Source organism: Pseudomonas sp. Z4-7 (assembly GCF_051131965.1).
Taxonomy (GTDB): domain Bacteria; phylum Pseudomonadota; class Gammaproteobacteria; order Pseudomonadales; family Pseudomonadaceae; genus Aquipseudomonas.
Genome location: NZ_CP071642.1, coordinates 4490726 through 4516820 on the forward strand (window position 1 = coordinate 4490726; position 26095 = coordinate 4516820).

At 60.8% G+C, this 26095-nt stretch carries 22 protein-coding genes, 4 tRNA genes and 1 pseudogene; 14 read left to right on the plus strand and 13 right to left on the minus strand.

What is annotated here, in order from left to right; all coding sequences use genetic code 11:
* Nucleotides 1–4 precede the first annotated feature (4 nt).
* A complete protein-coding gene (locus tag J3P91_RS20090) occupies nucleotides 5–730 on the minus strand; it encodes a UTRA domain-containing protein (RefSeq protein ID WP_434601526.1) in 726 nt (241 codons plus the stop codon).
* Between the two features lie 350 nt (nucleotides 731–1080).
* Between J3P91_RS20090 and J3P91_RS20095 the strand changes: the two genes are divergently transcribed.
* The 6 genes from J3P91_RS20095 to J3P91_RS20120 all read left to right on the plus strand — a co-directional run bounded on the left by J3P91_RS20095 (nucleotide 1081) and on the right by J3P91_RS20120 (nucleotide 6482).
* Nucleotides 1081–2148, plus strand: coding sequence for an ABC transporter substrate-binding protein (locus J3P91_RS20095; protein WP_434572496.1), 1068 nt, complete (start codon nucleotides 1081–1083; stop codon nucleotides 2146–2148).
* A 213-nt stretch (nucleotides 2149–2361) separates the two neighbouring features.
* Nucleotides 2362–3168, plus strand: coding sequence for an alkaline phosphatase family protein (locus tag J3P91_RS20100; RefSeq protein ID WP_434601527.1), 807 nt, complete (start codon nucleotides 2362–2364; stop codon nucleotides 3166–3168).
* Nucleotides 3169–3173: 5 nt separating this feature from the next.
* On the plus strand, nucleotides 3174–4010 hold the full coding sequence (locus J3P91_RS20105; RefSeq protein WP_434605184.1) for an ABC transporter permease: 837 nt from the start codon (nucleotides 3174–3176) through the stop codon (nucleotides 4008–4010).
* A complete protein-coding gene (locus tag J3P91_RS20110) occupies nucleotides 3997–4797 on the plus strand; it encodes an ABC transporter permease (protein WP_434572493.1) in 801 nt (266 codons plus the stop codon). The genes J3P91_RS20105 and J3P91_RS20110 overlap by 14 nt, the downstream gene beginning before the upstream one ends.
* Nucleotides 4794–5783 (plus strand): ABC transporter ATP-binding protein, encoded by a 990-nt coding sequence (locus tag J3P91_RS20115; RefSeq protein ID WP_434601528.1) that lies wholly within the window; start codon nucleotides 4794–4796, stop codon nucleotides 5781–5783. Before J3P91_RS20110 ends, J3P91_RS20115 begins: the two co-directional genes overlap by 4 nt.
* A gap of 45 nt (nucleotides 5784–5828) precedes the next feature.
* Nucleotides 5829–6482, plus strand: a complete 654-nt coding sequence (locus J3P91_RS20120; protein ID WP_434572490.1) for an HAD family hydrolase — start codon at nucleotides 5829–5831, stop codon at nucleotides 6480–6482.
* 204 nt (nucleotides 6483–6686) lie between these two features.
* Here J3P91_RS20120 and J3P91_RS20125 read toward each other — a convergent pair whose 3' ends face one another.
* Nucleotides 6687–7649, minus strand: a complete 963-nt coding sequence (locus tag J3P91_RS20125; protein WP_434601529.1) for a zinc-binding dehydrogenase — start codon at nucleotides 7647–7649, stop codon at nucleotides 6687–6689.
* A 142-nt stretch (nucleotides 7650–7791) separates the two neighbouring features.
* Here J3P91_RS20125 and J3P91_RS20130 point away from each other — a divergent pair, with 142 nt between their 5' ends.
* Both J3P91_RS20130 and J3P91_RS20135 read left to right on the plus strand, forming a co-directional pair.
* Nucleotides 7792–9870 carry a carboxy terminal-processing peptidase gene (locus J3P91_RS20130; RefSeq protein ID WP_434605186.1) on the plus strand — a complete coding sequence of 693 codons (2079 nt, stop codon included), beginning with the start codon at nucleotides 7792–7794 and terminating at the stop codon, nucleotides 9868–9870.
* 130 nt (nucleotides 9871–10000) lie between these two features.
* Nucleotides 10001–11788, plus strand: a complete 1788-nt coding sequence (locus J3P91_RS20135; RefSeq protein WP_434601530.1) for a bifunctional diguanylate cyclase/phosphodiesterase — start codon at nucleotides 10001–10003, stop codon at nucleotides 11786–11788.
* A gap of 192 nt (nucleotides 11789–11980) precedes the next feature.
* Here the strand turns inward: J3P91_RS20135 and J3P91_RS20140 are convergent, their stop codons facing one another.
* The 5 genes from J3P91_RS20140 to J3P91_RS20160 all read right to left on the minus strand — a co-directional run bounded on the left by J3P91_RS20140 (nucleotide 11981) and on the right by J3P91_RS20160 (nucleotide 14657).
* Nucleotides 11981–12382 (minus strand): sel1 repeat family protein, encoded by a 402-nt coding sequence (locus J3P91_RS20140; RefSeq protein WP_434601531.1) that lies wholly within the window; start codon nucleotides 12380–12382, stop codon nucleotides 11981–11983.
* Nucleotides 12383–12754: a hypothetical protein gene (locus J3P91_RS20145; protein ID WP_003179080.1), complete on the minus strand. Its 372-nt coding sequence runs from the start codon at nucleotides 12752–12754 to the stop codon at nucleotides 12383–12385. It lies immediately after the preceding gene.
* Nucleotides 12751–13089, minus strand: a complete 339-nt coding sequence (locus tag J3P91_RS20150; RefSeq protein ID WP_305499486.1) for a helix-turn-helix domain-containing protein — start codon at nucleotides 13087–13089, stop codon at nucleotides 12751–12753. The genes J3P91_RS20145 and J3P91_RS20150 overlap by 4 nt, the downstream gene beginning before the upstream one ends.
* Before the next feature lie 111 nt (nucleotides 13090–13200).
* Nucleotides 13201–13656, minus strand: a complete 456-nt coding sequence (locus J3P91_RS20155) for a YkvA family protein (protein WP_434572484.1) — start codon at nucleotides 13654–13656, stop codon at nucleotides 13201–13203.
* 287 nt (nucleotides 13657–13943) lie between these two features.
* Nucleotides 13944–14657 (minus strand): FKBP-type peptidyl-prolyl cis-trans isomerase, encoded by a 714-nt coding sequence (locus J3P91_RS20160; protein ID WP_305499483.1) that lies wholly within the window; start codon nucleotides 14655–14657, stop codon nucleotides 13944–13946.
* A 267-nt stretch (nucleotides 14658–14924) separates the two neighbouring features.
* Between J3P91_RS20160 and J3P91_RS20165 the strand changes: the two genes are divergently transcribed.
* From J3P91_RS20165 to J3P91_RS20175, 3 genes and pseudogenes are all read left to right on the plus strand, one after another.
* Nucleotides 14925–16730 (plus strand): di-heme-cytochrome C peroxidase, encoded by a 1806-nt coding sequence (locus J3P91_RS20165; protein ID WP_434601532.1) that lies wholly within the window; start codon nucleotides 14925–14927, stop codon nucleotides 16728–16730.
* Nucleotides 16731–16761: 31 nt separating this feature from the next.
* Nucleotides 16762–17898: a catalase family protein gene (locus tag J3P91_RS20170; RefSeq protein ID WP_434601533.1), complete on the plus strand. Its 1137-nt coding sequence runs from the start codon at nucleotides 16762–16764 to the stop codon at nucleotides 17896–17898.
* Between the two features lie 198 nt (nucleotides 17899–18096).
* A pseudogene (locus tag J3P91_RS20175) lies at nucleotides 18097–18210 on the plus strand (nucleoid-structuring protein H-NS); the annotation flags it as partial.
* A gap of 1400 nt (nucleotides 18211–19610) precedes the next feature.
* Here J3P91_RS20175 and J3P91_RS20180 read toward each other — a convergent pair.
* The 4 genes from J3P91_RS20180 to J3P91_RS20195 all read right to left on the minus strand — a co-directional run bounded on the left by J3P91_RS20180 (nucleotide 19611) and on the right by J3P91_RS20195 (nucleotide 20128).
* A tRNA-Asp gene (locus J3P91_RS20180) sits at nucleotides 19611–19687 on the minus strand.
* Nucleotides 19688–19704: 17 nt separating this feature from the next.
* A tRNA-Val gene (locus J3P91_RS20185) sits at nucleotides 19705–19780 on the minus strand.
* A 176-nt stretch (nucleotides 19781–19956) separates the two neighbouring features.
* Nucleotides 19957–20033 (minus strand) — tRNA-Asp (locus J3P91_RS20190).
* A 19-nt stretch (nucleotides 20034–20052) separates the two neighbouring features.
* Nucleotides 20053–20128 (minus strand) — tRNA-Val (locus tag J3P91_RS20195).
* A gap of 160 nt (nucleotides 20129–20288) precedes the next feature.
* Between J3P91_RS20195 and rdgC the strand changes: the two genes are divergently transcribed.
* From rdgC to sugE, 3 genes are all read left to right on the plus strand, one after another.
* Nucleotides 20289–21209: a recombination-associated protein RdgC gene (gene rdgC, locus J3P91_RS20200; RefSeq protein WP_305499478.1), complete on the plus strand. Its 921-nt coding sequence runs from the start codon at nucleotides 20289–20291 to the stop codon at nucleotides 21207–21209.
* Nucleotides 21210–21351: 142 nt separating this feature from the next.
* Nucleotides 21352–22317, plus strand: coding sequence for a bile acid:sodium symporter family protein (locus J3P91_RS20205; RefSeq protein WP_434601534.1), 966 nt, complete (start codon nucleotides 21352–21354; stop codon nucleotides 22315–22317).
* 117 nt (nucleotides 22318–22434) lie between these two features.
* Nucleotides 22435–22749, plus strand: coding sequence for a quaternary ammonium compound efflux SMR transporter SugE (gene sugE, locus J3P91_RS20210; RefSeq protein WP_305499474.1), 315 nt, complete (start codon nucleotides 22435–22437; stop codon nucleotides 22747–22749).
* Between the two features lie 150 nt (nucleotides 22750–22899).
* On the opposite strand, the gene J3P91_RS20215 is transcribed toward sugE, so the two are convergent.
* A complete protein-coding gene (locus J3P91_RS20215) occupies nucleotides 22900–24774 on the minus strand; it encodes an MFS transporter (RefSeq protein WP_434572475.1) in 1875 nt (624 codons plus the stop codon).
* Between the two features lie 81 nt (nucleotides 24775–24855).
* Complete coding sequence (locus J3P91_RS20220) at nucleotides 24856–26004, minus strand: TDT family transporter (protein WP_434601535.1); 1149 nt, start codon at nucleotides 26002–26004, stop codon at nucleotides 24856–24858.
* Nucleotides 26005–26095 lie beyond the last annotated feature (91 nt).

The window sequence follows — 26095 nt, forward strand, 5'->3', positions numbered from 1 at the left end:
CGCCTCAGGCCGACTGTTCCGACACGTCCACCCCGACATGGATCGCATCGTGGCGCCAGAACTCCAGGTCGCAATCGATCAGCCGCTGATGCTGGTCGTAATTGACCCGGGCAATCCGCAGGCCGGGGCTGCCGACCGACACTTTCAGCGCCGCCGCGGCTTCCGGCTGTAGCGATGTCGGCACGATTTCGAATTTCACCCGGCCGTAGCGCAGGTCGTAATGGCGAGCGTACAGCTCGGTCATCGACTGGTTGAGATCGAATTCGAGGATGTCCGGGAAGTAGGCGGGATTCAGGTAGTGCTCGACGTACAGCACCAGGCGTTCGTCGATGCGCCGGGTGCGGCAGATCTGGATGACGCTGGACAGCGCCGGCAATTGCAGCCAGGCACAGACCGCCGCCGACGCGGGTTGCAGGCGGGCCGAGATCACCTGGGTCGACGGTACTCGTCCCTGGGCACTGACCATCGCGTGGAAATGACTGCGCTGCATCAGGTTGTAGGCCAGCCGTGGTGGCGACACGAACCAGCCCCGGCGCTCTTCCCGGTAGATCTGCCCCTGGGCTTCGAGCTGCAACAGCGCCTCGCGCACGGTAATCCGCGTGGTGCCGAACAACTCGCTGAGCTTGCGCTCGGCCGGCAACTTGCTACCAGGCGCCAGCAAGCCGTGATCGAGCTGCTCCTGCAGGACCTGTCCGATGGTTGTCACCGCTTTGGTTGTCTCAACGCGCATCAACGTTACCTATCTGGACTAGACCAGCACTGTTTCGGGGCAGGATTCGATCGCACATCAATCCACGGCTCATGCCTGCAAGCCTAGGCACTGCGCATGACTGATAGATGACACAACCGCTAAACGGTCAACACATCGGCTTGCAAATTAACGGCCAAGGCCTTGCAGATCAGTTGCTTACTCATGGTCTACGCTTATGACGCAGCGACGCTTCATGAGCCCGACGATTGCTGGCGAACCTTGCATCGACATCAAAATGTCATGGGACGCGCCTACATTGGCTCAGGTATTGCTGACCTAGACCAACACCATCGCAATCGCAGCGTTGAAAACGCCCATAGGAGCTTCGGATGAAACAGCTTTTCCTGGCATCACTGTTAGGCTCGACCATTGCCATGTGCACCGCCGCCATGGCCGCTGATACCGATCTGAAAACATTGGAAGCCGCTGCGAAAGCGGAAGGCGCCGTCAACAGCGTCGGCATGCCCGATGACTGGGCAAACTGGAAAGGCACCTGGGACGACCTGGCCAGGCTCTATGGCTTGAAACACATCGACACCGACATGAGCTCGGCCCAGGAAATCGCCAAGTTCGCCGCCGAGAAGGACAACGCCAGCGCCGACATCGGCGACGTCGGTGCCGCCTTCGGCCCGATCGCGGTCAAGCAAGGCGTGGTCCAGCCCTACAAACCAAGCACCTGGGAACAGATCCCGGACTGGGCCAAGGACAAGGACGGCAACTGGGCCCTGGCCTACACCGGCACCATTGCGTTCATCGTCAACAAGAAACTGCTGCACGGCTCCGAAGTGCCGACCAAATGGGCCGACCTGAAGACCGGCAAGTACAAAGTTTCCATCGGTGACGTGAGCACCGCCGCCCAGGCCGCCAACGGCGTGCTGGCTGCGGCCCTGGCCAACGGTGGCGACGAGAAGAACATTAAACCGGCCCTGTTGTTGTTCGCCGATATCGCCAAGCAAGGCCGCCTGTCCATGGCCAACCCGACCATCGCCACGATGGAAAAAGGTGAAGTCGAAGTCGGCGTGGTCTGGGACTTCAACGGCCTGAGCTACAAGGCCAAGATGGCCAGCCCGGATGACTACGTCGTGCTGATTCCGTCCGACGGCTCGGTGATCTCCGGCTACACCACCATCATCAACAAATACGCCAAGCACCCGAACGCCGCCAAGCTGACCCGCGAATACATCTTCAGCGACGCCGGCCAGATCAACCTGGCCAAGGGCAACGCCCGGCCGATCCGCGCCGAGCACCTGAAACTGCCGGAAGAAGTCCAGGCCAAGCTGCTGCCGAACGAGCAGTACAAAGGCGTGACGCCGATCAAGGATGCCGACGCGTGGGAGAAGACCTCCAAGGCGCTGCCACAGCAGTGGAATGAAGAAGTCATCGTCGAGATGAAGTGAGGCGCTAGCTCCCGCTCGGAGATCCACCTGGAAATCCAACTGTGAGAGCAAGCCTTGTGGGAGCGAGCTTGCTCGCGATGAACGATGACACGGTCCCGCAGTTGAACCGTGTCGTCTTCATCGCGAGCAAGCTCGCTCCCACAGGGCCTGCTTCCACAATGGACTTCTGTGAACCCGATATCTCAGCGACACCTGCCCGGAGTCCCGGTCCCCATGAAGCACAACGTCATCCTGGTGGTGCTCGACGGCCTCAACTACGAAGTCGCCCGGCATGCCATGGGACATTTGCAGGCGTATGTCGGCGCAGGACGCGCGGCGCTCTACACACTGGAATGTGAACTGCCCGCCCTGTCCCGCCCACTCTACGAATGCATCCTCACCGGCGTCGTGCCCATCGACAGCGGGATCGTGCACAACAATGTCTCGCGCCTGTCGAACCAGCGCAGCATTTTCCATTACGCCACCGACGCCGGCCTGAGTACGGCGGCTGCGGCCTATCACTGGGTCAGCGAGCTGTACAACGTGTCACCCTTCGTCGCCGGTCGTGATCGCCATACCGAAAACCCCGACCTGCCGATTCAATACGGACATTTCTACTGGAATGACCACTACCCCGATTCCCATCTGTTCGCCGACGCCGAACACCTGCGCCAGCGCTACTTGCCGAATTTCCTGCTGGTGCACCCGATGAACATCGACGACGCCGGTCACAAGCACGGCCTCGACACCCCGCAGTACCGCAACAGTGCCCGCTCGGCGGACATCAACCTGGCGGTATATCTGCAAGCCTGGCTCGACGCCGGTTATCAGGTGCTGGTGACTTCCGACCATGGCATGAACAACGACCGCTCCCACAACGGCCTGCTACCGGAAGAACGGGAAGTACCGCTGTTTGTCCTCGGCGATGGCTTCAGCCTTGACGCCAACGCGGCCCCTCGGCAAACCGATCTGTGCGGCACTATTTGCCAACTGCTCGGGGTCGCCCACGACAAACCCTATTGCCAGGAGTTGCTCAAGTGAATGCCATGACGCGCGGCAAATGGCTGGCAGTGTTGTGCCTGGTGCCCTTCGCAATTTTTTTCATTGTGTTCCAGGTCGCCCCGCTGCTCTGGGTGCTGGTCAACAGCCTGGAATCGGAAGAGTTCGGCTGGGGCCTGGCCAACTTCAGCAAGATCTTCAGCTCGAAATTCTACCGACAGGCGATCCAGCACAGCCTGGAAATCAGTTTCTGGTCCAGCGTGTTCGGCATCCTCATCGCCGTGCTCGGCAGCTACTCGCTGCGCCGCGTCGATTCGCGGCTGCGCAACTTCGTCAACGCCTTCGCCAACATGACCAGCAACTTCGCCGGCGTGCCCCTGGCCTTTGCGTTCATCATCCTGCTGGGGTTCAACGGCAGCATCACGATCATGCTCAAGCAGGCGGGGATCATCGAGGATTTCAACCTGTACTCGAAAACCGGGCTGATCATTCTCTACACCTATTTCCAGATCCCCCTCGGCGTGCTGCTGCTTTACCCGGCCTTTGACGCGCTGCGCGAGGACTGGCGTGAGTCGGCATCCCTGTTGGGCGCCAGCGGCTGGCAGTTCTGGCGGCACATCGGCTTGCCGGTGCTAACCCCGGCGCTGCTCGGCACGTTCGTGATCCTGCTGGCCAATGCCCTCGGCGCCTATGCCACGGTCTATGCGCTTACCACCGGCAATTTCAACGTCCTGCCGATTCGCATCGCGGCGATGGTCTCCGGCGACATTTCCCTCGACCCGAACATGGCCAGCGCCCTGGCCGTGGTGCTGGTGGCGTTGATGACCCTGGTGACCGTCATCCATCAGTTGCTGCTCAAGAGGAGCTACCATGTCTCGCGCTGAATCGGGCCCGGCCGGATTCTATCATCGAGCGGTGGTGTACCTGCTGTTCGCTATCCTGCTGCTGCCGCTGGCCGGCACGCTCATCTATTCCATCGCCAGCAGTTGGTCGGCCACCGTGCTGCCCAGCGGCTTCACCTTCAAGTGGTACTTGCAACTGTGGAGCGACCCGCGCTTTCTACACGCCTTCGGCCAATCGCTGATTGTCTGCGTGGGCGCGCTGGTGCTCTCGGTGGTGCTGATCCTGCCGCTGCTGTTCGTGGTGCATTATCACTTCCCAAAACTCGACGCGCTGATGAACATCCTCATCCTGCTGCCCTTCGCGGTGCCGCCGGTGGTGTCTTCGGTGGGGTTGTTGCAGCTCTATGGCTCCGGCCCGCTGGCGATGGTCGGCACGCCGTGGATCCTGATTGGCTGCTACTTCACCGTCGCCTTGCCGTTCATGTACCGGGCGATCACCAATAACCTGCAAGCGATCAACCTGCGCGACCTGATGGACGCCGCCCAACTGCTCGGCGCCAGCACTTTCCAGGCCGCGTTGCTGGTGGTGCTGCCGAACCTGCGCAAGGGCCTGATGGTCGCGCTGCTGCTGTCCTTCTCGTTCCTGTTCGGCGAGTTCGTGTTTGCCAACATTCTCGTCGGCACCCGCTATGAAACCCTGCAGGTGTACCTGAACAACATGCGCAACAGCAGCGGCCATTTCACCAGTGCGCTGGTGATTTCCTACTTCTTCTTTGTACTGGTCCTGACCTGGGCGGCCAACATCTTGAACAAGGACAAAAGCCAATGAGCTACGTCAGCGTCCAACATTTGCAGAAAGGCTACGCCGGCACGCCGGTGTTCAGCGACATCAACTGCGAAATCCACAAGGGCGAATTCGTCACCCTGCTCGGCCCTTCCGGGTGCGGCAAGTCCACGCTGCTGCGCTGCATTGCCGGCCTGACAGCGGTGGATGCGGGCCAGATCCTGCTGGACGGCCAGGACATCGTGCCGCTGAGTCCGCAGAAGCGCGGGATCGGCATGGTCTTCCAGAGCTATGCGCTGTTCCCCAACATGACCGTGGAGCAGAACGTCGCCTTCGGCCTGCGCATGCAAAAGGTCGACGCTTCGGACAGTCGCCAGCGTGTGCTGGAGATCCTGCGACTGGTGGAGCTGCATGACTTTGCCGCCCGCTACCCGCATCAACTGTCCGGCGGCCAATGCCAGCGCGTGGCCCTGGCCCGCTCGCTGGTCACCCGGCCGCGCCTGTTGCTGCTGGACGAGCCGCTGTCGGCGCTGGACGCGCGGATTCGCAAGCACTTGCGCGAACAGATCCGTCAGATCCAGCGGGAACTGGGCCTGACCACCATCTTTGTCACACACGATCAGGAAGAAGCCCTGACCATGTCTGACCGGATCTTCCTGATGAATCAGGGAAAGATCGTCCAGAGCGGCGATGCCGAGACCCTTTACACTGCGCCCGTCGATGTCTTTGCCGCCGGCTTCATCGGCAACTACAACCTGCTCGACGCCGACGCCGCGAGCAAGCTACTGCAACGCCCGGTGAACGGTCGCATCGCCATTCGCCCGGAAGCCATCGAGCTGAGTCGCAACGGCGAACCCGACGCGCTGATCCGCAGCCACAGCCTGCTGGGTAATGTGATCCGCTACCGGGTCGAGGCCCGCGGCGTGGAACTGGTGGTGGATGTGCTCAACCGCTCGGCCGCCGACCTGCATCCCGATGGTGCACGGCTGGCACTTTCCATCGATCCATCGGCGCTGTGTGAGGTAGCCTGAGGGTCTGGTTGATTTTGAAGATATCTTGAAAAGGGAAGCGCGTTGATGGCTCTGGCAATTTTTGATCTGGACGAAACCCTGATCCACGGCGACTGCGCCACCCTCTGGAGCGAGCAGATGGGGCGCCTGGGCTGGGTCGATCCCGAGTCGTTCATGCGCCGCAACAACGAGCTGATGGACGCCTACAGCCACGGCAAGCTGCGCATGGAAGAGTACATGGACTTCAGCCTGGAACCGATGATCGGCCGCACGCCGGAAGAGATCGAACACCTGGTGGCACCGTGGGTGGAAGATTTCATCGAACCGATCATCTTCAGCGACGCCACCAAGGCCATCGCCGAGCACCGCAAGGCCGGTGACCGGATCCTGGTGATCTCGGCCTCGGGCACGCACCTGGTCAAGCCAATCGCCGAACGCCTGGGCATCGATGAGATCCTCGCAATCGAGCTGGACGTCGCCCATGGCGTGTACAGCGGCAAGACCGTGGGCACCCTGACCTATCGCGAAGGCAAGATCGCCCGACTGCTGGATTGGCTGGACGCCGAGGAAGAAAACCTGGAGGGCGCGAGCTTCTATTCCGACTCGCGCAATGACCTGCCGTTGCTGCTCAAGGTCGATCACCCGCACGTCGTGAACCCGGACCCGGTCCTGAAGGCCCACGCCGAATCGGCCGGCTGGCCGATTCATACCTGGAAGTGAAGCAGATCAACTCCACAATACCTGAGGCCATAATGCCTTGTGGCTGTTGTGGCTGTTGTGGCGAGGGAGCTTGCTCCCGCTCGGCTGCGAAGCAGTCGTAAAGCTGGCTGACGCGATCCTTCCGAACAGTCGCGTCGTCCGGATTGGGGCGGCTACGCCGCCCAGCGGGAGCAAGCTCCCTCGCCACAGGGGACCGACTCCCGATCAGCTCAGGCTGTCATCGACCTCCAGGACCAATTTCCCGGACACCTGATTGGTCGCCAGCTCGGCAAACGCCGCCTCGGCATCGCTGATCGCAAACGTCCTGGCCAATTGCGGGCTCAGGCGCTTGTCGGCGAACAACGGCCACACCTGCTGCCCCAACTCGGCGATCAGGTCGGCCTTGAACTGATCATTACGACTGCGCAAAGTCGAGCCCAGCAACTGGATACGCTTGCCCAACACTTGTGCCAGATCGAGTTCGGTGGTGCGCCCGCCCATGAGCCCGATCAATACCCAGCGCCCGTCAACTGACAAAAGTTTCACGTTGAGGCTGGCGTAGTTCGCGCCGACCGGATCGAGGATCACGTCGAACGGCCCGAAGTCGTTCAGGCTGTTGATATCGTCGGTGCGCACCACGCCGCCCTGGGCACCGAGCGCTTCGCAATAGGCCAGTCGTTCAGCCGAACCGACGCTGACCCAGCATGGGTTGCCGAACGCCTTGCACAGCTGGATCGCGGCCGAACCGACGCCGCTGGCGCCGGCATGCAGCAGCACTTTTTCACCCGGCCTGAGCCCGGCCAGCTGGAACAGATTCAGCCACGCGGTGGCGTAGACCTCAGGCAGCGCGGCGGCTTCGGCCAGTGACAGGCCTTCCGGCACAGGCAACACATGCCGACCATCGACCACCACTTCCTCGGCCATTGCGCCGCCTGCCAGCAATGCGCAAACCCGGTCGCCGACCTGCCAGGAGGAACCCGGCCCGACTTCACTGATCACCCCGGAACATTCCAGCCCCAACACCTGGCTGGCGCCGGGTGGCGGTGGATAATGCCCGGCTTTCTGCAACAAATCGGCCCGATTCAGGCCAGCGGCCGCTACACGGATGCGAACTTGCCCGGCATCACACGCCGGACTTGGCTCATCTGCCCATACCACTTGGCCTTCAACGCCTTGCAATGCTTTCACGGTGCCTCCATAGTGAGTCTCGACTGGGCCCGCTGCTGTAACAACGCCGGGCTTTCTTGCATTATGCGCCCGGGCCACATGGAACCGGCGACTTCAAAGACGGCCTAATATGCGTGATCAATTGTCCCTGCGTCGAATCAGCATGAAGCACTTTTTCCCCAGCACTGCACTTGCCCTCTTTATTGGCCTTGGCGCTTCAGCGCTCTCGAACACTGCGTTCGCGGCCAACAGCTGGGACAAGCTTCAGCCCGATCGCGACGAGGTGATCGCCAGCCTTAACGTGGTTGAATTGCTCAAGCGCCATCACTACAGCAAGCCGCCACTCGATGACGCGCGCTCGGTCATCATCTATGACAGCTACCTGAAGCTGCTTGATCCGTCGCGCAGTTATTTCCTGGCCAGCGACATCGCCGAATTCGACAAGTGGAAGACCCAGTTCGACGACTTCCTCAAGAGCGGCGACCTCAACGCCGGGTTCATTATCTACAAGCGCTACCTGGACCGCGTCAAGGCGCGCCTGGACTACGCTCTTGCCGAGTTGAACAAGGGCGTCGACAAGATCGACTTCAATGCCAAGGAAACCTTGCTGGTCGACCGCAAGGACGCCGCGTGGCTCAAGAGCACCGCCGAACTCGACGACCTGTGGCGCAAACGCGTCAAGGACGAAGTGTTGCGTATGAAGATCGCCGGCAAGGATCCCAAGCAGATCCAGGAAACCCTGACCAAGCGCTACAAGAATCAACTCGCGCGCCTGGACCAGACCCGCGCCGAGGACGTCTTCCAGGCCTATATCAATACCTTCGCGATGTCCTACGACCCGCACACCAATTATCTGTCGCCGGATAACGCGGAAAACTTCGACATCAACATGAGCCTGTCCCTGGAAGGCATCGGCGCGGTACTGCAGAGCGATAACGATCAGGTCAAGATCGTGCGCCTGGTGCCGGCGGGCCCTGCCGACAAGACCAAGCAGGTCGCCCCGGCGGACAAGATCATCGGCGTGGCCCAGGGCAACAAGGAAATGGTCGACGTGGTCGGCTGGCGCCTGGACGAAGTGGTCAAGCTGATCCGCGGCCCGAAAGGTTCGGTGGTCCGCCTGGAAGTCATTCCGGCCAGCAATGCGCCGAACGACCAGACCAGCAAAGTCGTGTCCATCACCCGTGAAGCAGTGAAGCTGGAAGAACAGGCCGCGAAAAAATCGGTCCTCCAGCTCAAGCAGGACGGCAAGGACTACAAGCTCGGCATCATCGAGATTCCGGCTTTCTATCTGGACTTCAAGGCTTTCCGCGCCGGGGATCCGAACTACAAGAGCACCACGCGCGACGTCAAGAAACTGCTCACCGAACTGCAGAAGGAAAAGGTCGACGGCGTGGTCATCGACTTGCGCAACAACGGCGGCGGCTCGTTGCAGGAAGCCACCGAACTGACCAGCCTGTTCATCGACAAGGGCCCGACCGTGCTCGTGCGTAACGCCGATGGCCGGGTCGATGTGCTCGAGGACGAAAACCCCGGCGCGTTCTACAAGGGACCAATGGCCTTGCTGGTCAATCGCCTGTCGGCCTCGGCCTCGGAGATTTTCGCTGGCGCCATGCAGGACTACCACCGCGCGCTGATCATCGGCGGCCAGACGTTCGGCAAAGGCACCGTGCAGACCATCCAGCCACTGAACCACGGCGAACTGAAACTGACCCTGGCGAAGTTCTACCGGGTTTCCGGGCAGAGCACCCAGCACCAAGGCGTATTGCCTGACATCGATTACCCGTCGATCATCGACACCAAGGAAATCGGTGAGAGCGCCCTGCCCGAAGCCATGCCGTGGGACACCATCCGGCCTGCAATCAAGCCGGCCGTGGATCCGTTCAAGCCGTACCTGGCCCAGCTGAAATCCGAGCATGACGCCCGCACAGCCCAAGACGCGGAGTTTGTGTTCATTCGCGACAAGCTGGCCCTGGCGCAGAAGTTGATGATGGAAAAAACCGTCACCCTCAACGAAGCCGAGCGCCGCGCGCAGCATGCCGACATCGAAGCCAAGCAACTGGCCATGGAAAACCTGCGTCGCAAGGCCAAGGGCGAGGAGCCGCTCAAAGAGCTGAAGAAGGAAGACGAAGACCTGATCACCGAGCCGGAAAAAACCAAGCCGGAAGACGACGCCTATCTGAGCGAAACCGGTCGGATCCTGCTCGATTACCTCAAGCTCAATACGGCGGTCGCCAAACATTGAGGTGATGGCCTTTTAATGGTGGTGCTCGTCGGAGTGTCATCAAACTGACATCAGTCTGTCGTGAAATACAGGACCGGGCGCACCCCAGCAGGGGTTGCGCCCAGTCCTTTTTTTATCGCCAGAGATCGCCATGACCACGACAGAACAGCTGAGTGCCTTGAGCTCAATCCTGAGTCAAAGCGGTTTGCACAGCCTGTTCCAACCGATCATCTGTCTTTCCGAACGACGCATCCTCGGCTACGAGGCCCTGACCCGTGGCCCGTCGAACAGCCCGCTGCACTCCCCCATCGCGTTATTGTCCGTGGCGCGCCAGGCCGGACGCCTCAGCGAACTGGAGCTGGCCTGCCGACGCAGCGCCTGCCAGCGCTTCAATGAACAGAAGCTGCCGGGCAAACTGTTCCTCAACGTCTCGCCAGAATCGCTGCTCGAATCGGCCCACCAGACCGGCCGCACCCTGCAGCTGTTACAGGACTTCGGCATTCCGCCCAGCCAGGTGGTTATCGAACTGACCGAACAAACGCCTATCGATGACTTCCAATTGCTGCAAACCGCCCTGCATCACTATCGAGCCATGGGTTTTTCCATTGCCCTGGATGACCTTGGTGCCGGGTATTCAAGCCTGCGGCTGTGGTCCGAATTGCGACCTGACTACGTGAAGATCGACCGGCATTTCATCGATGGCATTCACCAGGACGCACTCAAGCGTGAATTCGTCGGTTCCATTCTCAAGATCGCCCAGGCTTCACGGGCCCAGGTGATCGCCGAAGGGATCGAACTGCCGGAAGAGCTCGCCGTGTTGATCGAAATGGGCGTCGACCTGGTCCAGGGCTACTTGCTCGCCCGGCCCCAGGAGCATCCATCCCAGGACGCCAAGGCATTGATGCCCCGCCAGGACAGCGGCGTGGTGCCGTTGGGCGATGAAGTCAACGACCTCACTGCGCTGCTCAACGAACAACCGGCAGTCGCCCACGACACACCGACGGCAGCGGTACTGGAAGCGTTCCGGCGCCAGGCCAACCTCAATTCCCTGGCGGTGCTGGACGACCGTGACCAACCGTGCGGCATCGTCCATCGTCATTCGCTCTCGGATGCCCTGCTCAAGCCTTTCGCCACCGACCTGTTCGCTCGCAAGCCCATCAGCCGCCTGATGAGCGATGATTTCCTCGCCGTTGAACTGAGCCAGTCACTGCAACAAGTCAGCCGCCTCATCACCAGCCGCGCCCGCCAGCGCATCGAAGAAGACTTCATCATCACCCTCAACGGCGGCTACCTGGGCCTGGGCCGGGTGATCGACGTGCTCAAGCTCATCACCGAACTGAAGATCCAACAGGCGCGCTACGCCAACCCGCTGACTCTGCTGCCGGGCAACGTGCCCATCCAGCAGTGCCTTACGCGCCTGCTGCAGCAGCGCCAGGAGTCGGTGATCTGCTACGTCGACATCGACAGTTTCAAACCCTTCAACGACATCTACGGCTACGGTCGCGGTGACGAAGTCCTGCTGTGCCTGGCCCAATGCCTGAACGAACGCATTGACCCCAGCCGCGATTTCGTCGGCCACATCGGCGGCGACGACTTCCTGCTGGTCCTCGGCCCGGACGACTGGCGCAAGCGCCTGACCCAACTGCTGAGCGACTTCCAGAACCACTGCCGCCGCTTCTACCGGCCCGAGCATCTGGAAGCCGGATGTTTTACCGCGTTGAACCGACAGGGCATACGACAGGACTTCGCCTTGCTGTCGTTGTCGATCGGGGTGGTGCATCTGCGCGCCGAGGCCTGTTCAGAGCTGGATGCCAGCCAGTTGGCGGAAATGGCTTCGCAGGCCAAGCACCATGCCAAGGAGATCGTCGGGGGGAGTTTGTATCTGATTAACGGGCTAGTTGAGCAGGCGCCCGTGGCGGAGCTGGGTTTCTCAGCGTGAGCTTCAGGTGAAAAACCTGTGGGTGATAATCACGCTGTGAGTGATGATCATCCCGTGGCGAGGGAGCTTGCTCCCGCTGGGCTGCGTAGCAGACCCTCTGGGCAGCGCCTCGGTGTGCCTGGTTGATCGAGCAGACTGGTTTGGGGCGGCTTCGCCGCCCAGCGGGAGCAAGCTCCCTCGCCACGAACGATTTCAGGGTTCCTTGCTCTCGAGCGCCTTGAGCTTGATCTCGGCCAGCGGATGCCCGGCCTTCAGGGCCAAGGCCCACCAACGCGCCGCTTCGTCCGGATCCGGCGCCTTGGTGGTAGAGCCTGCCAGGCTGATGACGCCGACCTGGTAGGCGGCCTTGCCGTCACCGGCCAGTGCCGCCAGGCGGAGCAAGCGAATGCCCTCTTCCCGTGCGCCGAGCCCTTGGCCGCGAAATGTCAGGATATGCCCGTAGAAGCTCTGGGCGCCGACGTCGCCCAGGTTCGCCATGCGCGCAAACTGGCCTTCAAGCCAGGCCCAGCCACGGGGCTGCCGAACCAACCATGACCAATGGAACAGCCGGCGCGCCAGCCAATAACCGGCCCGAGCCTTGATCCGCCAGAGCACTCAGGCCTCCGCCGATTCGGGGTACTCGTATTCGAACACCCGGACCACTTCCGACGCATGCCAGGATGCGGCGGCGACGCCGTCGGAGGGGCCGGAAAAGCGCCCGAGGCGTTCAACACATTCGAAAAAACCGGTGCGTGGCAGGCGACTGGCCCCCTGACTGATGACCAACGAACTGCGCAGTGGCTGTTCGGCCCGGGCGTCCAGCGCCGCCAGGTGTTCGAGTGCGGCGGTCAATGTCTGCATGGCCGGGCTGGGCAGTTGCAAGCGCTCCAGCAAGGCGCGGTACGTCAATAAATGGCGCTGGCGACGCGCCTGGTCCAACTCACCCAACAACCCGTCCCAATGTTGCCGACTGATGCGTACACTCACGATTCATCCCTCCAACCCGGCACCGTCAGTTCCCAGGCCAGACTGCGCTTGATCGCGGCATCGGGCTGACGCTCGCCGCTTTCGATCATGGCCAGATAAGACGGGCTGATGCCTACCGTGCGGGCCAGCGCCTCGATGGCGATGCCCTTCCCTTCGCGCAAACTGCGTAATTGATCCAGGCCAGGGAGAACCTGGCCGGGTGCCGCCGCATGGCGGACCGTGGCTTCTTGCGGTGCTTGATTGATGCCGGCTGCCTTCAGCAGCGCCTGGTATTGATCCCACGGCAAAACCGCGTACTCGGGCTCTCCGTCGCGCGTGATTATTTGAATATCCATGATTACCCCGTAGGACAACGACACTTAGCTAGTAAGCTTTTTCTTGGAAGTGTAATCCTAATAGCAGCCAAGGTCGCGGGGCGATGAAATCTCGCGGGGAAACGGGCCAGATCAGCTTTTTTTCGGCCCTTGCAGCTGGAGTTGTTCCGGGGTGTCGGGAAGCCTTTCAACCCGCGCAAGTTTCTCCGGCGACTGCTGTTCGCGCCAGGCACGGAAGGCACCCAGCTCGTCGTCGAGGGTTTTCATGATCCAGGCCAGCACCGCAATGTCGTCGAACATGCCTAGCATGGGCAGCAAGTCCGGAATCGCATCCAGCGGGCTGAGGAAATACATGAGGCCCGCCACCACCGAGAGCATCGATTTGGCACTGACGGCGCGGTATTCGCCCCGCCAGTAAGCCAGGCATAGAGCCTGCAGCAGACGCAGGTCCTCCTTGAGCTTGCCGAGGCGACCGCCCTCCCGGGCGCCCTTGCTGGCAACGGCGAACAGCAGCGTGGGCAGTCTGCCGCGGGCCAGGAGCCGTCCCGCCAGGGGAAGAAATCGCGCGAAATTCCACGGGGCCTTCATTTTTTCTCCCACTGAAATGTTATCCACACAAATTGTGGATAACCTTGTGAACAGAGCTGCATTTCAACGCTGCGCCCCCCGTTTCATAAGGGCCTGGCTTAGATCGGGCGTTTTTTACTCACATAAATAAACGGCAACCACCTACCCGACGGGTCGACCGCATCCAGCACAGCGCTGTACTGCCTATGACTGTAGCTTGCCCTGCGCGTTCGGTTTTTTTGCCACGTCGAATGCCAGATACAAAAACGCCCCGCATGAGCGAGGCGTTTTCATCAAGACAGGCGCAATTACTTGGCTGCGCCTTCTTTTGCCGGATCCTTGATTGCCAGCAGTTCCAGGTCGAATACCAGGACCGAGTTGGCAGGGATCGCAGGGCTCGGGCTCTGGGCGCCGTAGGCCAGGTCGCTCGGGATGTACAGTTTGTACTTCTCGCCGACATGCATCAATTGCAGGCCTTCAACCCAACCCGGGATCACACCGCTGACCGGCAGGTCAATCGGGCTGCCACGCTCCACGGAGCTGTCGAACACAGTGCCGTTAGTCAACTTGCCGGTGTAGTGAACAGTCACCACGTCGGTCGGCTTAGGCTGCGCGCCGCTGGCCTTCTTGACCACTTCGTACTGCAGGCCGGAAGCGGTGGTGGTGACGCCGGCCTTCTTGCCATTTTCTTCGAGGAATTTCTTGCCGGCGGCTGCCGACTCTTCACTCATCTTGGCCATGCGCTCTTCGGCACGCTTTTGCAGCGCGGCAAAGGCTTCGACCAGCTCTTCGTCTTTCAGCTTCTGTTCTTTCTTGCCGACGGCATCTTCGATGCCCTGGGCAACTGCTTTGGAGTCCAGGTCATCCATACCTTCCTGAGCCAGGCTTTTGCCCATGTTCAGGCCAATACCGTAGGAAGCTTTCTGCGCCGGGGTTTTCAGCTCTACGCTGGTCTGCGAGTCACAACCCGCGAGTACCAGGCCAACCAGGGCTACCGCCGCCGCCAACCGATGCTGTTTCATGCTATTTCCTTGTTCATGCGCCTAAAGGGCAATCGAGTAAAGCCGCGAGCTTATCAGGCGGCCACGACCAATGGCTACCGGCATGTGAGCCACAAAGCGATGATAAGTTCAGGACGGCAAACGCTTTTTGATCCTCGGCAGATGAAGCATCTGTCATCTGTTATACACGGCCAGATCGGCCGCTACTCGTAGCGCGGGGTAATGGCCACTTGCCGGCCAAGCGGCGCTGAGGCATAAGGGCATATTAAAAAAACAAGGACGTAAACCGTGCGCCTCCTCTCTCGCTTTTTATTGCTGATCCTCGCGCTGGTCATCGTGGTCGTGGCCGTGGTGCTTTATTACGTGGCCAACCCGCGCCTGCCGGCCTACACGCCTGTCCAACAGGTGCACTACCTGGACCAATGGAGCGCCGCCGAGCGACAGACTTACTATTTCACGCCCCAGGGCACCCAGGTCAAAGGCCTGCGTTACGAGTGGTTCACCGCGCTTGAATTGCCGTTCTCGCAACAGCGCTTCGCCTCGCCGGACTACCTGGCGCGCTTCGGTTTTCTGGTCGATCCGGCGCAGAAAGCCACGCCACTGAACCCCGGCAACTTACCGGTGGGCTTCACCCGACACCAGAACGCCGGTAGTAACGAGCAATACCTCGACATTACCTGCGCCGCCTGCCACACCGGCGAATTGCATTTCAAGGGCCAGGCGATCCGGATCGATGGCGGCTCGGCCCAACACGTATTGCCATCGACTGTTCCGACATTGCGCGGCGGCAGTTTCGGACAGGCACTGGTGGCAAGTCTCGCCTCGACTTACTACAACCCATGGAAATTCGAACGCTTCGCCCGCCAGGTGCTGGGCAATGACTATGACGCTCGCCATGAAGAGTTGCGCAAGGACTTCAAGATTTCCCTGAATATGTTCCTGCGCACGGCCTGGAACGACACCCACCGCGGCCTCTACCCCACCGAGGAAGGGCCGGGCCGCACCGATGCCTTTGGCCGCATCGCCAATGCCAGCTTTGGCGATGCCATTTCGGCAGAAAACTACCGGGTCGCCAACGCACCGGTGGATTACCCACAGTTGTGGGAAATGTGGACGTTCGACTGGGTACAGTGGAACGGTTCGGCGCAGCAACCGATGGCCCGCAACGTCGGCGAGGCGCTGGGGGTTGGCGCCACGTTGAGTTTCTTCGATGCCCAGGGCAAGCCGCTGCAAGGCGATGCGCGCTACCCTTCCAGCGTGCGGGTGCGCGACCTGAACAAGATCGAAGAGACCTTGCAACTGCTCAAGCCACCCGTATGGCCGGAAGCGTTGCTGGGTTCGATTGACAAGCCTCTGGCGGCAAAGGGCAAGGCGTTGTTCGAAGAAAACTGCGCCGGCTGCCATGTGCCCAAAGTCGTCCAGGGACCTGACCGGCCGGTGCAACAGTTGCATATGCTGCCAGTGAAGGTGATCGGCACGGACCCGGGCACCGCGAACAATATTGCCGATCACCGTTTCAACCTGACCAGCCTGCAATGGGACCCGGCCGAACTGGCGAAGCTGGAAGTGCAACTGCACCCTGCCCCGACAGAGCCGCTGGACCTCAGCCAGATCTCGGTCGCCAAGGGGTTGGCCTACGTCACCGCATTTGTCGAAAACCGCGCTTACCGGGATGCCGGCGTCACGCCGGTGGAACGTCCGGCACTGGACGGTTTCGGGCTGCCCATCGGCGTCCGTGAATTACGCGCCTACAAGGCCCGGCCATTGGCCGGCGTCTGGGCAACACCGCCGTTCCTGCACAACGGCTCGGTGCCGACCATCTACCAGTTGCTCTCGCCGCAGGCCGAGCGGGCGACCACCTTTTATAAAGGCAGCTTCGAGTACGACCCGCGGCACCTGGGCTATCGCACCGAAGCGTTTGCCAATGCCTTCCTGTTCGACACCCGCATCACTGGCAACCATAACAGCGGCCATGAATTCCGCGCTGGCGAACGAGGCAATGGGGTCATTGGCCGTTTGCTGCAACCGCAGGAGCGCTGGGCGCTGCTGGAGTACTTGAAGGTGCTGGGCGGACCGCTGGAGTCGCAACTGTGATGATGAATCTTTCAGGTAAAAGGATTGCACCATGCTCATAAAGCTCTGGCTGCGCCTCGGCGCCTTTCTGGGCAAGACGCTCCTCTGGCTGCTGGGCATCGGCCTGCTCGGCTGGGCCGTGGCCACGGCCTGGTTCGCCTGGCAACACAGTGGGCCGGTCGCGGACAGGGAACAGATACCGGCCGGTGAAAGCGCCATGACCCAGGACATCATCCAGACCGCCATCCGCATCGTCGACCAGCACCGCGAAGGCACGCGCTACCTGCGCGATGCCCATGCCAAGGCCCACGGCTGCGTGATGGCCGAAGTCCAGGTGCCCGGCGATCTGCCGGCACCGTTGCGCCAGGGCGTATTCGCCGAACCGGGCAAGACCTGGCAGGCGACGATCCGCCTGTCCAACGGCAACGCTTATCCACAGTTCGACAGCCTGCGCGATGCACGAGGCATGGCCATCAAGCTGCTGGATGTGCCTGGCAAGCAATTGCTCGCTGACCGGCAATCGCAGGGCGAGCAGGACTTCGTGATGTTCAATCATCCGAACTTCTTTGTCAGCGATGTCGCCGAATACCGTCAGAACGTGGCGGCCCAGGCTGACGGAAAAAAGGCGATGGCTTTCTTTCCGAGCCTGGACCCACGCAGTTGGCAGATCCGTCATCTGTTCATCGCCCTGGCGACACTCTCCCCGCCTCCGGCGAGCCCGACCCAGACCACTTATTTCTCGGTATCGCCGTACAAGTTCGGCGCGGCCAATGCCAAGTTTCGCGTCGCGCCGGATCCGGACAACTGCCCAGCCTACACTCTGCCCAAGCAGAACCAGGACCTGCCGAATTTCTTGCGCAGCGCACTGACTCAGCAGTTATCCACAGACCGCGTGCCAGCCTGTTTTGTGCTCCAGATCCAGCGTCAGGACCCGGGCAAATACATGCCGATCGAAGACACCAGTATCGAGTGGCGGGAAAGCGATGCGCCATTCGAGACGGTGGCGCGGATCAAGGTGCCGGCCCAGGATTTCGATACACCCAAGCTGAACCTGGCCTGCGACAACCTGTCGTTCAATCCGTGGTTTGGGCTCGAGGCGCATCGGCCGATTGGCGGTATCAACCGTTTGCGTAAAGCGGTGTATGAGGCGGTCAGCGATTATCGGCATAGTCGGAATGCTGAGCAGTAGGTGGTGGGTGTGGTGTGGTGTGGTGTGTATATCCGTTTCTGCGGTAACGGCTGCTTATGGTTTCGCCCTTACGGCGAGTCACTTTCAAAAAGCGTGAAAGTAACCAAAGCGCTTTTGCCCCACCACTCGGTGCCTCGCTAAGGCTCGGCATGCCCGCACTCCGGCATTGCTCCGTGGGCCCGCCGCGAAGGGCCGTCCCTGGCCCAGCGCGGCTATCCCGGCATCCATGCCGGGATGCCCACTCCACAATGCCTGCGTTCGGCCATCGTGGTTAACGGGGCGCCCGAGATCAACGTCCACCGCGAGGCGGCCTTCGAGCCGACCTGGTTTTGGTTGACCGTGTTCATCCTGTGGGAGACACCTGTGGGAGCGAGCCTGCTCGCGAAGGCGGTGGCATGGTTGATGAAGACGCTGGATGTGTGCCGGCCTCTTCGCGGGCAAGCCCACTCCCACAGTTGGCTCTGCGTTCGGCCATGGATTTGCAGGCACCACAACACACCTGTGGGAGCGATCCAGCTCGCGATGGCGGTGGCATGGTCGATGAAGATGCTGGACGTGCCGGCCTCTTCGTGGGCAAGCCCACTCCCACAGTTGGCTCTGCGTCAGGCCACGGATTTATAGGCGCCACAACACACCTGTGGGAGCGAGCTTGCTCGCGATGGCGGTGGCATGGTTGATGAAGATGTTGGATGTGCCGGCCTCTTCGCGGGCAAGCCCACTCCCACAGTTGGCTCTGCGTTCGGCCATGGATTTGCAGGCACCACAACACACCTGTGGGAGCGATCCTGCTCGCGATGGCGGTGGCATGGTCGATGAAGATGCTGGACGTGCCGGCCTCTTCGTGGGCAAGCCCACTCCCACAGTTGGCTCTGCGTCAGGCCAAGGATTTGTAGGCGCCACAACACACCTGTGGGAGCGAGCCTGCTCGCGATGGCGGTGGCATGGTTGATGAAGATGTTGGATGTGCCAGCCTATTCGCGAGCAGGCTCGCTCCCACAATTGGCCCTGCGTTCGGCCATGGATCTGTAGGCGACACAATGCACCTGTGGGAGCGAGCCTGCTCGCGATGACGGTGGCATGGTTGATGAAGATGTTGGATGTGCCGGCCTCTTCGTGGGCAAGCCCACTCCCACAGTTGGCTCCGCGTTCGGCCATGGATTTGTAGGCGACACAACGCACCTGTGGGAGCGAGCCTGCTCGCGAAGGCGGTGGCATGGTCGATGAAGATGTCGAATGTGCCGGCTTTTTCGCGAGCAGGCTCGCTCCCACAGTTGGATCGGAGTACGACTGGGAGAGCGAGGCCGGCTTTAAGGCCGCCTCGCGGTGGACGTTGATTTCGGCGCCCCATTAACCACGCTGGCCGAACGCAGGCATTGCGCAGTGGGCACCTCGGCATGGATGCCGAGGTAGCCGCGCTGGGCCAGGGACGGCCCTTCGCGGCGGGCCCACGGAGCAATGCCGGAGTGAGGGCACACCGAGCCTAGGCGAGGTGCCGAGTGGTGGGGCAGAAGCGTTTTGCTTACTTTTACGCTTCATAAAAGTGAGTCGCTGTAAAAGCGAAACAGCCAGCGGCCATTACCGCAGAAACGGATATACACACCACACTGAGAAAGACAGATATCGAAAGCAAAAAAAACGGCGCCTTCCATCTCTTAAAGGAAAAGCGCCGCTTCTGGCGGGTATCTGGCGTTCAGCGTTCCAGATACCAAATATGGCGCAGCGGACGGGACTCGAACCCGCGACCCCCGGCGTGACAGGCCGGTATTCTAACCGACTGAACTACCGCTGCGCGTAACATTGAAAGTCTGGTGGGTGATGACGGGATCGAACCGCCGACATTCTGCTTGTAAGGCAGACGCTCTCCCGGCTGAGCTAATCACCCTGCACTTTCGATGCGGGGCGCATTCTCTCACAGTTTTTTATAACGTGCTGATTTAATTGATAAATCCAGCAAAAAAATGTGATTCCCACGCACCACAGAAACTCCAGACAGCAAAAAGCCCGCGTTAGCGGGCTTTCTGTGGTGACCTGGCGTTCAGTGTTCCAGGTTACCGAATATGGCGCAGCGGACGGGACTCGAACCCGCGACCCCCGGCGTGACAGGCCGGTATTCTAACCGACTGAACTACCGCTGCGCATAACACTTGAAGCGAATGGTGGGTGATGACGGGATCGAACCGCCGACATTCTGCTTGTAAGGCAGACGCTCTCCCGGCTGAGCTAATCACCCTTCGCTTTCGGTGTGGCGCGCATTCTACGGAGCACTTCCTAAGCTGGCAAGCACTTTTTAATTTAATTTTTTCAGGCCTTCCAAAGGCTTAGCGAAGGGTTGGCCTATGGCGCCGCGAAGAGAATAATGCCCCCCTTTGTATAAAGGAGAGACTCACCCCATGTGGTTCAAGAACCTGCTTATCTATCGCCTGACCCAAGATCTGCCTGTTGATGCCGAGGCGTTGGAAACTGCACTGGCGAGCAAACTGGCACGCCCCTGTGCAAGCCAGGAGCTGACCACTTACGGTTTCGTCGCGCCATTTGGCAAAGGCGAAGACGCCCCCCTGGTGCATGTCAGCCAGGACTTTTTGCTGATTGCCGCACGCAAGGAAGAACGCATCCTGCCAGGCAGCGTCGTCCGTGACGCGGTCAAGGAAAAGGTCGAAGAGATCGAAGCCGAGCAGATGCGCAAGGTCTATAAAAAGGAACGGGACCAGATCAAGGATGAAATCATCCAGGCCTTCCTGCCTCGCGCTTTCATCCGCCGTTCGTCCACGTTCGCCGCGATCGCGCCGAAACAGGGCCTGATCCTGGTCAACTCGGCCAGCCCGAAACGCGCCGAAGACCTGCTTTCGACCCTGCGCGAAGTCATCGGCACGCTGCCGGTGCGCCCGCTGACAGTGAAGACGGCCCCGACCGCGATCATGACCGACTGGGTCAAGACCCAGAAAGCCGCAGACGATTTTTTCGTGCTGGACGAATGCGAACTGCGCGATACCCATGAAGATGGCGGCATCGTCCGTTGCAAGCGCCAGGACCTGACCAGCGACGAAATCCAGCTGCACCTGAACACCGGCAAGGTGGTGACGCAACTGTCGCTGGCCTGGCAAGACAAGTTGTCTTTCGTGCTCGACGACAAAATGGTGGTCAAGCGCCTGAAGTTCGAAGACCTGCTGCAAGACCAGGCGGAACAGGACGGCGGCGACGAAGCCCTCGGCCAACTGGACGCCAGCTTCACCCTGATGATGCTGACGTTCGGCGAGTTCCTGCCGGCGCTGGTCGAAGCGTTGGGTGGTGAAGAGATTCCGCAAGGGATCTAAAAGTAGCGGATAGCCCCTGTGGGAGCGAGCCTGCTCGCGAAAGCGGTATGACAGCCACAGCGATGTTGACTGACACCCCGCTTTCGCGAGCAGGCTCGCTCCCACACGGGTATCCGGTGTTTTTTATAATAAGGATCAGATCATGCGTGCACTGGCTGCATTGAGCCGCTTCGTCGGCAATACGTTCGCTTACTGGGTGTTGCTGTTCGCCGTCGTGGCGTTCTTTCTGCCGACCTGGTTCATCGGTCTCAAAAGCGCCATTGTGCCGCTGCTGGGCCTGGTGATGTTCGGCATGGGCCTGGCACTGAAGCTGGAAGACTTTGCCGAAGTGGCTCGTCGCCCTGGACGGGTGGCCCTGGGGGTGATTGCCCAGTTCGTGATCATGCCGGGGACAGCATGGCTGCTTTGCCAGGTATTCAGCCTGCCGCCCGAAATCGCCGTCGGCGTGATTCTGGTGGGTTGCTGCCCGAGCGGCACATCCTCCAACGTGATGACCTGGCTCGCCCGCGGTGACCTGGCCCTGGCCGTGGCGATTTCCGCCATCACCACCCTGCTTGCCCCGCTGCTGACCCCGACGCTGATATGGCTGCTGGCCTCGGCCTGGCTACCGGTATCGTTCTCGGCATTGTTCTGGTCGATACTGCAAATTGTCTTGCTGCCCATCGCACTGGGTATCGTTGCCCAACGTTTGTTGGGTGCGCGGGTCCGTCATGCCGTAGAGGTGCTGCCGCTGGTATCGGTGGTCAGTATCGTGATCATCGTTGCGGCGGTGGTGGCAGCCAGCCAAGCAAAGATCGCTGAGTCCGGCCTGCTGATCATGGCGATCGTGATCCTGCATAACAGCTTCGGCTACCTGTTGGGGTATTTCACCGGTCGCCTTTTCGGGTTGCCGTTGGCCCAACGCAAGACGTTGTCGCTGGAAGTCGGTATGCAGAACTCCGGCCTCGGTGCGGCATTGGCCAGCGCGCACTTTTCGCCGCTGGCGGCAGTGCCCAGCGCGCTGTTCAGCGTCTGGCACAACATTTCCGGCGCCCTGCTCTCGACCTGGTTCCGGCGCATGAGCGAAAAACAGGACCGCGAAGAGCTCGCCCGACAAACCGCGGACTGACCGAAGGACTTGACCGAATAGTCAGCATTGGGCACTCTTGCGCCCAATGTGGGGACGACCCCGCAATGCCGTGAAGTTTTTATCCGGGGACGACCCCATCCATCGATGAGGTGTGTGATGTCCTGGATCATTCTGTTTTTCGCCGGCCTGTTCGAAGTCGGCTGGGCTGTCGGCCTGAAGTACACCGACGGCTTCAGCCGCCCGCTCCCTACCGCACTGACAATCGCCGCCATGGCGATCAGCCTCGGCCTGCTCGGCCTGGCGATGAAGGAGCTGCCGCTGGGCACCGCCTATGCCATCTGGACCGGGGTCGGTGCCGTGGGCACGGTGATCGCCGGGATCATCCTGTTTGGCGAGTCGATGGCGCTGATTCGCCTGGCCAGCGTTGCGCTGATCATAGCCGGGCTGGTCGGGCTCAAGGTCAGCGCTTAAGCCACTACACCTTCGCGAGCAGGCTCGCTCCCACATTAGATCAAATGCCTTTGTGGGAGCGAGCTTGCTCGCGATTGCGGTCTGTCAGCAACATCAATGTCGACAGGTATATGGCCATCGCGAGCAAGCTCGCTCCCACAGGTTTTTGGTTTATCTGACCGCCCCGCGCAACTCCCCGACTAACGCCTGCAATTTCGCCGGCTCCGCCGCCTCGACCGCCACCGCCGTCCCCGCCACCAGCGTCACCCGCGACCAGAACCGCCGAAACAGTCCCTTGCTCGGATCACGGCTGAAAAAGCTGCCCCACAAGCCCTGCAATGCCAAGGGAATCACCGGCACCGGGGTTTCCTGCAGGATGCGCGTCAGCCCGCTCTTGAACTCGTTGATCTCACCGTCGGCGGTCAACTTTCCTTCAGGGAAGATGCACACCAGCTCACCGTCCTTAAGGTACTGGGCGATGCGGCTGAAGGCTTTTTCATAGATGTGGATATCCTCCTGGCGCCCGGCAATCGGAATGGTCCCGGCGGTGCGGAAGATGAAGTTCAGGATCGGCAGGTTGTAGATTTTGTAGTACATCACAAAACGAATCGGCCGACGCACCGCGCCACCAATCAGCAAGGCATCGACAAACGATACGTGATTGCACACCAGCAACGCTGCGCCCTCATCCGGGATCGCTTGCAGGTTGCGATGCTCCACGCGGTACATGGAATGGCTGAGCAGCCAGATCATGAAACGCATGCTGAACTCGGGGACGATCTTGAAGATGTAGGCGTTGACGCCGATGTTCAGCAGCGACACCACCAGGAACAGCTGCGGGATCGACAGCTTGGCCAGGCTCAGCAGGACGATGGAAACGATCGCCGAGACCACCATGAACAAGGCGTTGAGAATGTTGTTGGCGGCGATCACTCGCGCCCGCTCGTTTTCAACGGTGCGCGACTGGATCAATGCATACAGCGGCACGATGTAGAAACCGCCAAAGATACCTAGCCCGAGGATATCGATCAGCACCAGCCAGGCGTGGCCGAAACCTAGAATTTGCAGCCAGCCATGGCCGTCGACGCTGGCGGGGATTCCACCGGAATGCCACCACAACAGCAAGCCGAACACCGTCAGCCCGAACGAACCGAACGGCACCAGGCCGATCTCCACTTTGCGCCCCGAGAGCCTTTCGCAAAGCATCGAGCCCAGGGCGATCCCCACCGAAAACACCGTCAGGATCAGCGTCACGACGGTTTCGTCGCCGTGCATCCATTCCTTGGCATAGGCCGGAATCTGCGTGAGATAGATCGCGCCGACAAACCAGAACCAGGAATTGCCGACAATCGAGCGGGATACCGCCGGGGTCTGCCCGAGGCCCAGCTTCAGGGTCGCCCAGGACTGGCTGAAAATGTTCCAGTTCAAGCGCATCTGCGGCGAGGCTGCCGCCGCCCGCGGAATGCCGCGGCTGGCCAGGTAGCCGGCCACGGCGATGCCGACAATCGCCACCGACACCACGGGCGCGTAATTGGCCGAGGACATCATGATCCCGGCGCCGATGGTGCCGGCAAGGATCGCCAGGAACGTCCCCATCTCCACCAGGCCGTTGCCGCCGACCAGTTCATCCTCGCGCAGGGCTTGCGGCAGTATCGAATACTTCACCGGCCCGAACAGCGCCGAGTGCGTGCCCATGGCGAACAGCGCCACCAGCATCAGCCACAGATGATCAAACAGGAAACCCACCGCGCCGACCGCCATGATCGCGATTTCGCCAAGCTTGATCAGGCGAATCAACGCATCCTTGGCGAACTTTTCGCCGAACTGGCCCGCCAGCGCCGAGAACAGGAAGAACGGCAGGATGAACAGCAGCGCGCACAGATTGACCCAGATCGAGCGATCACCCTCGATGGTCAATTTATAGAGAATGGCGAGGATCAGCGACTGCTTGAAGATATTGTCGTTGAACGCGCCGAGGGACTGCGTGATGAAGAACGGCAGGAAACGCCGCGTGCGAAGCAAGGTGAACTGCGAGGGGTGACTCATCTTCCATGTTCCTGAGTGGCTTGGACGCTTATTGGAATGACGCTTTTTCGATCCAGGCCACACATTACCTGTCTTTGACGATTATTTCCCCAGCCCCGCAATACAAGGCGACACGAACAACTCACCGTGCCAGGCGCCCAGCACCGTGCGCCGAGCGACGATCAGCCACATCACCGCCAGCATCACCACCAATGCGCAACCCAGCAGGTTGAAAAATACCAGCCCCAGCACGCTCGCCAGTTTCAGCGTGGTCAGTGCGTACACGCCCAAGGGAAAGGTGAAACCCCACCAGCCGAGATTGAACGGGATGCCTTCGCGCAGATAGCGCCCGGTGATCAACAGCGCCATCAACACCCACCACAAACCCAAGCCCCACAGGGTGATGCCGGCCACCAGCCCCAGCCCCGAGGCAACCTCGCCCACGCCCGGCAAGCCATTGGCGGCGAAAATCATCGGGGCCTCGCCTCCCAGCAGCAACATGCCCAGGGCGCCCGTGCCGATAGGGCCGAGGGCCAGCCAGCTCGAAGCGGCCATGTTTTCATGCGGCAGTTTGTGCAGGGCCATGCGCAGCAGCAGGATGGTCAGAATGCTGAACGCCACCGGTAGTGAAAATGCCCACAACACGTAGCTGGTAACCAACGTGACCAGCTGCGCATGGGCGTCGCCAAGGTGTGGCGCCAGCAACCCGCCACTGGCAGCGGCCACCTCGGCGGCCACCACGGGCAACAGCCACACGGCGGTCATCTGGTCGATGCGGTGCTCCTGGCGGGTGAACATCAGGAACGGAATCAGCACGCCGCAGGCCAGCGACATCGCCACGTCGATCCACCACAACACCTCTGCCACCGCCACCACGCCATCCCCCCAGCGCGGCAACCCGAACACCAGAAAGCCGTTGATGATCGTCGCCAGGCCCATGGGAATGGTGCCGAAAAACATCGAGACCGTTGAATGGCCGAAAACTCGCCGGGCCTCGTTGAAAAAAAGCACCCAGCGAGCGCTGTACAACCCGGTGAACAGTGCAAACAGGAAAATGTTGAACAACCACAGCCCTTCAGCAAATGCGTGCAATCCGGCATTGCCGCCTGGCACTTGCGCCAAGGCCAATGCCAGCACGCCAGTCCCCATGGTGGCGGCGAACCAGTTCGGGGTGAATTGTCGGACGACCTCCAAGGGTCCGGCCAAGTGGCTCAGCGGGCGTAAACGGTTTTTCGCAGCGCAGCAAGTCATGGTCAATCCTCGTTATCGGATGAGGTAAAGCCATGCTAGAACTGAAAAGAATATCTATATAACGGGTAATTTCTCTATATCTATTCTGTTT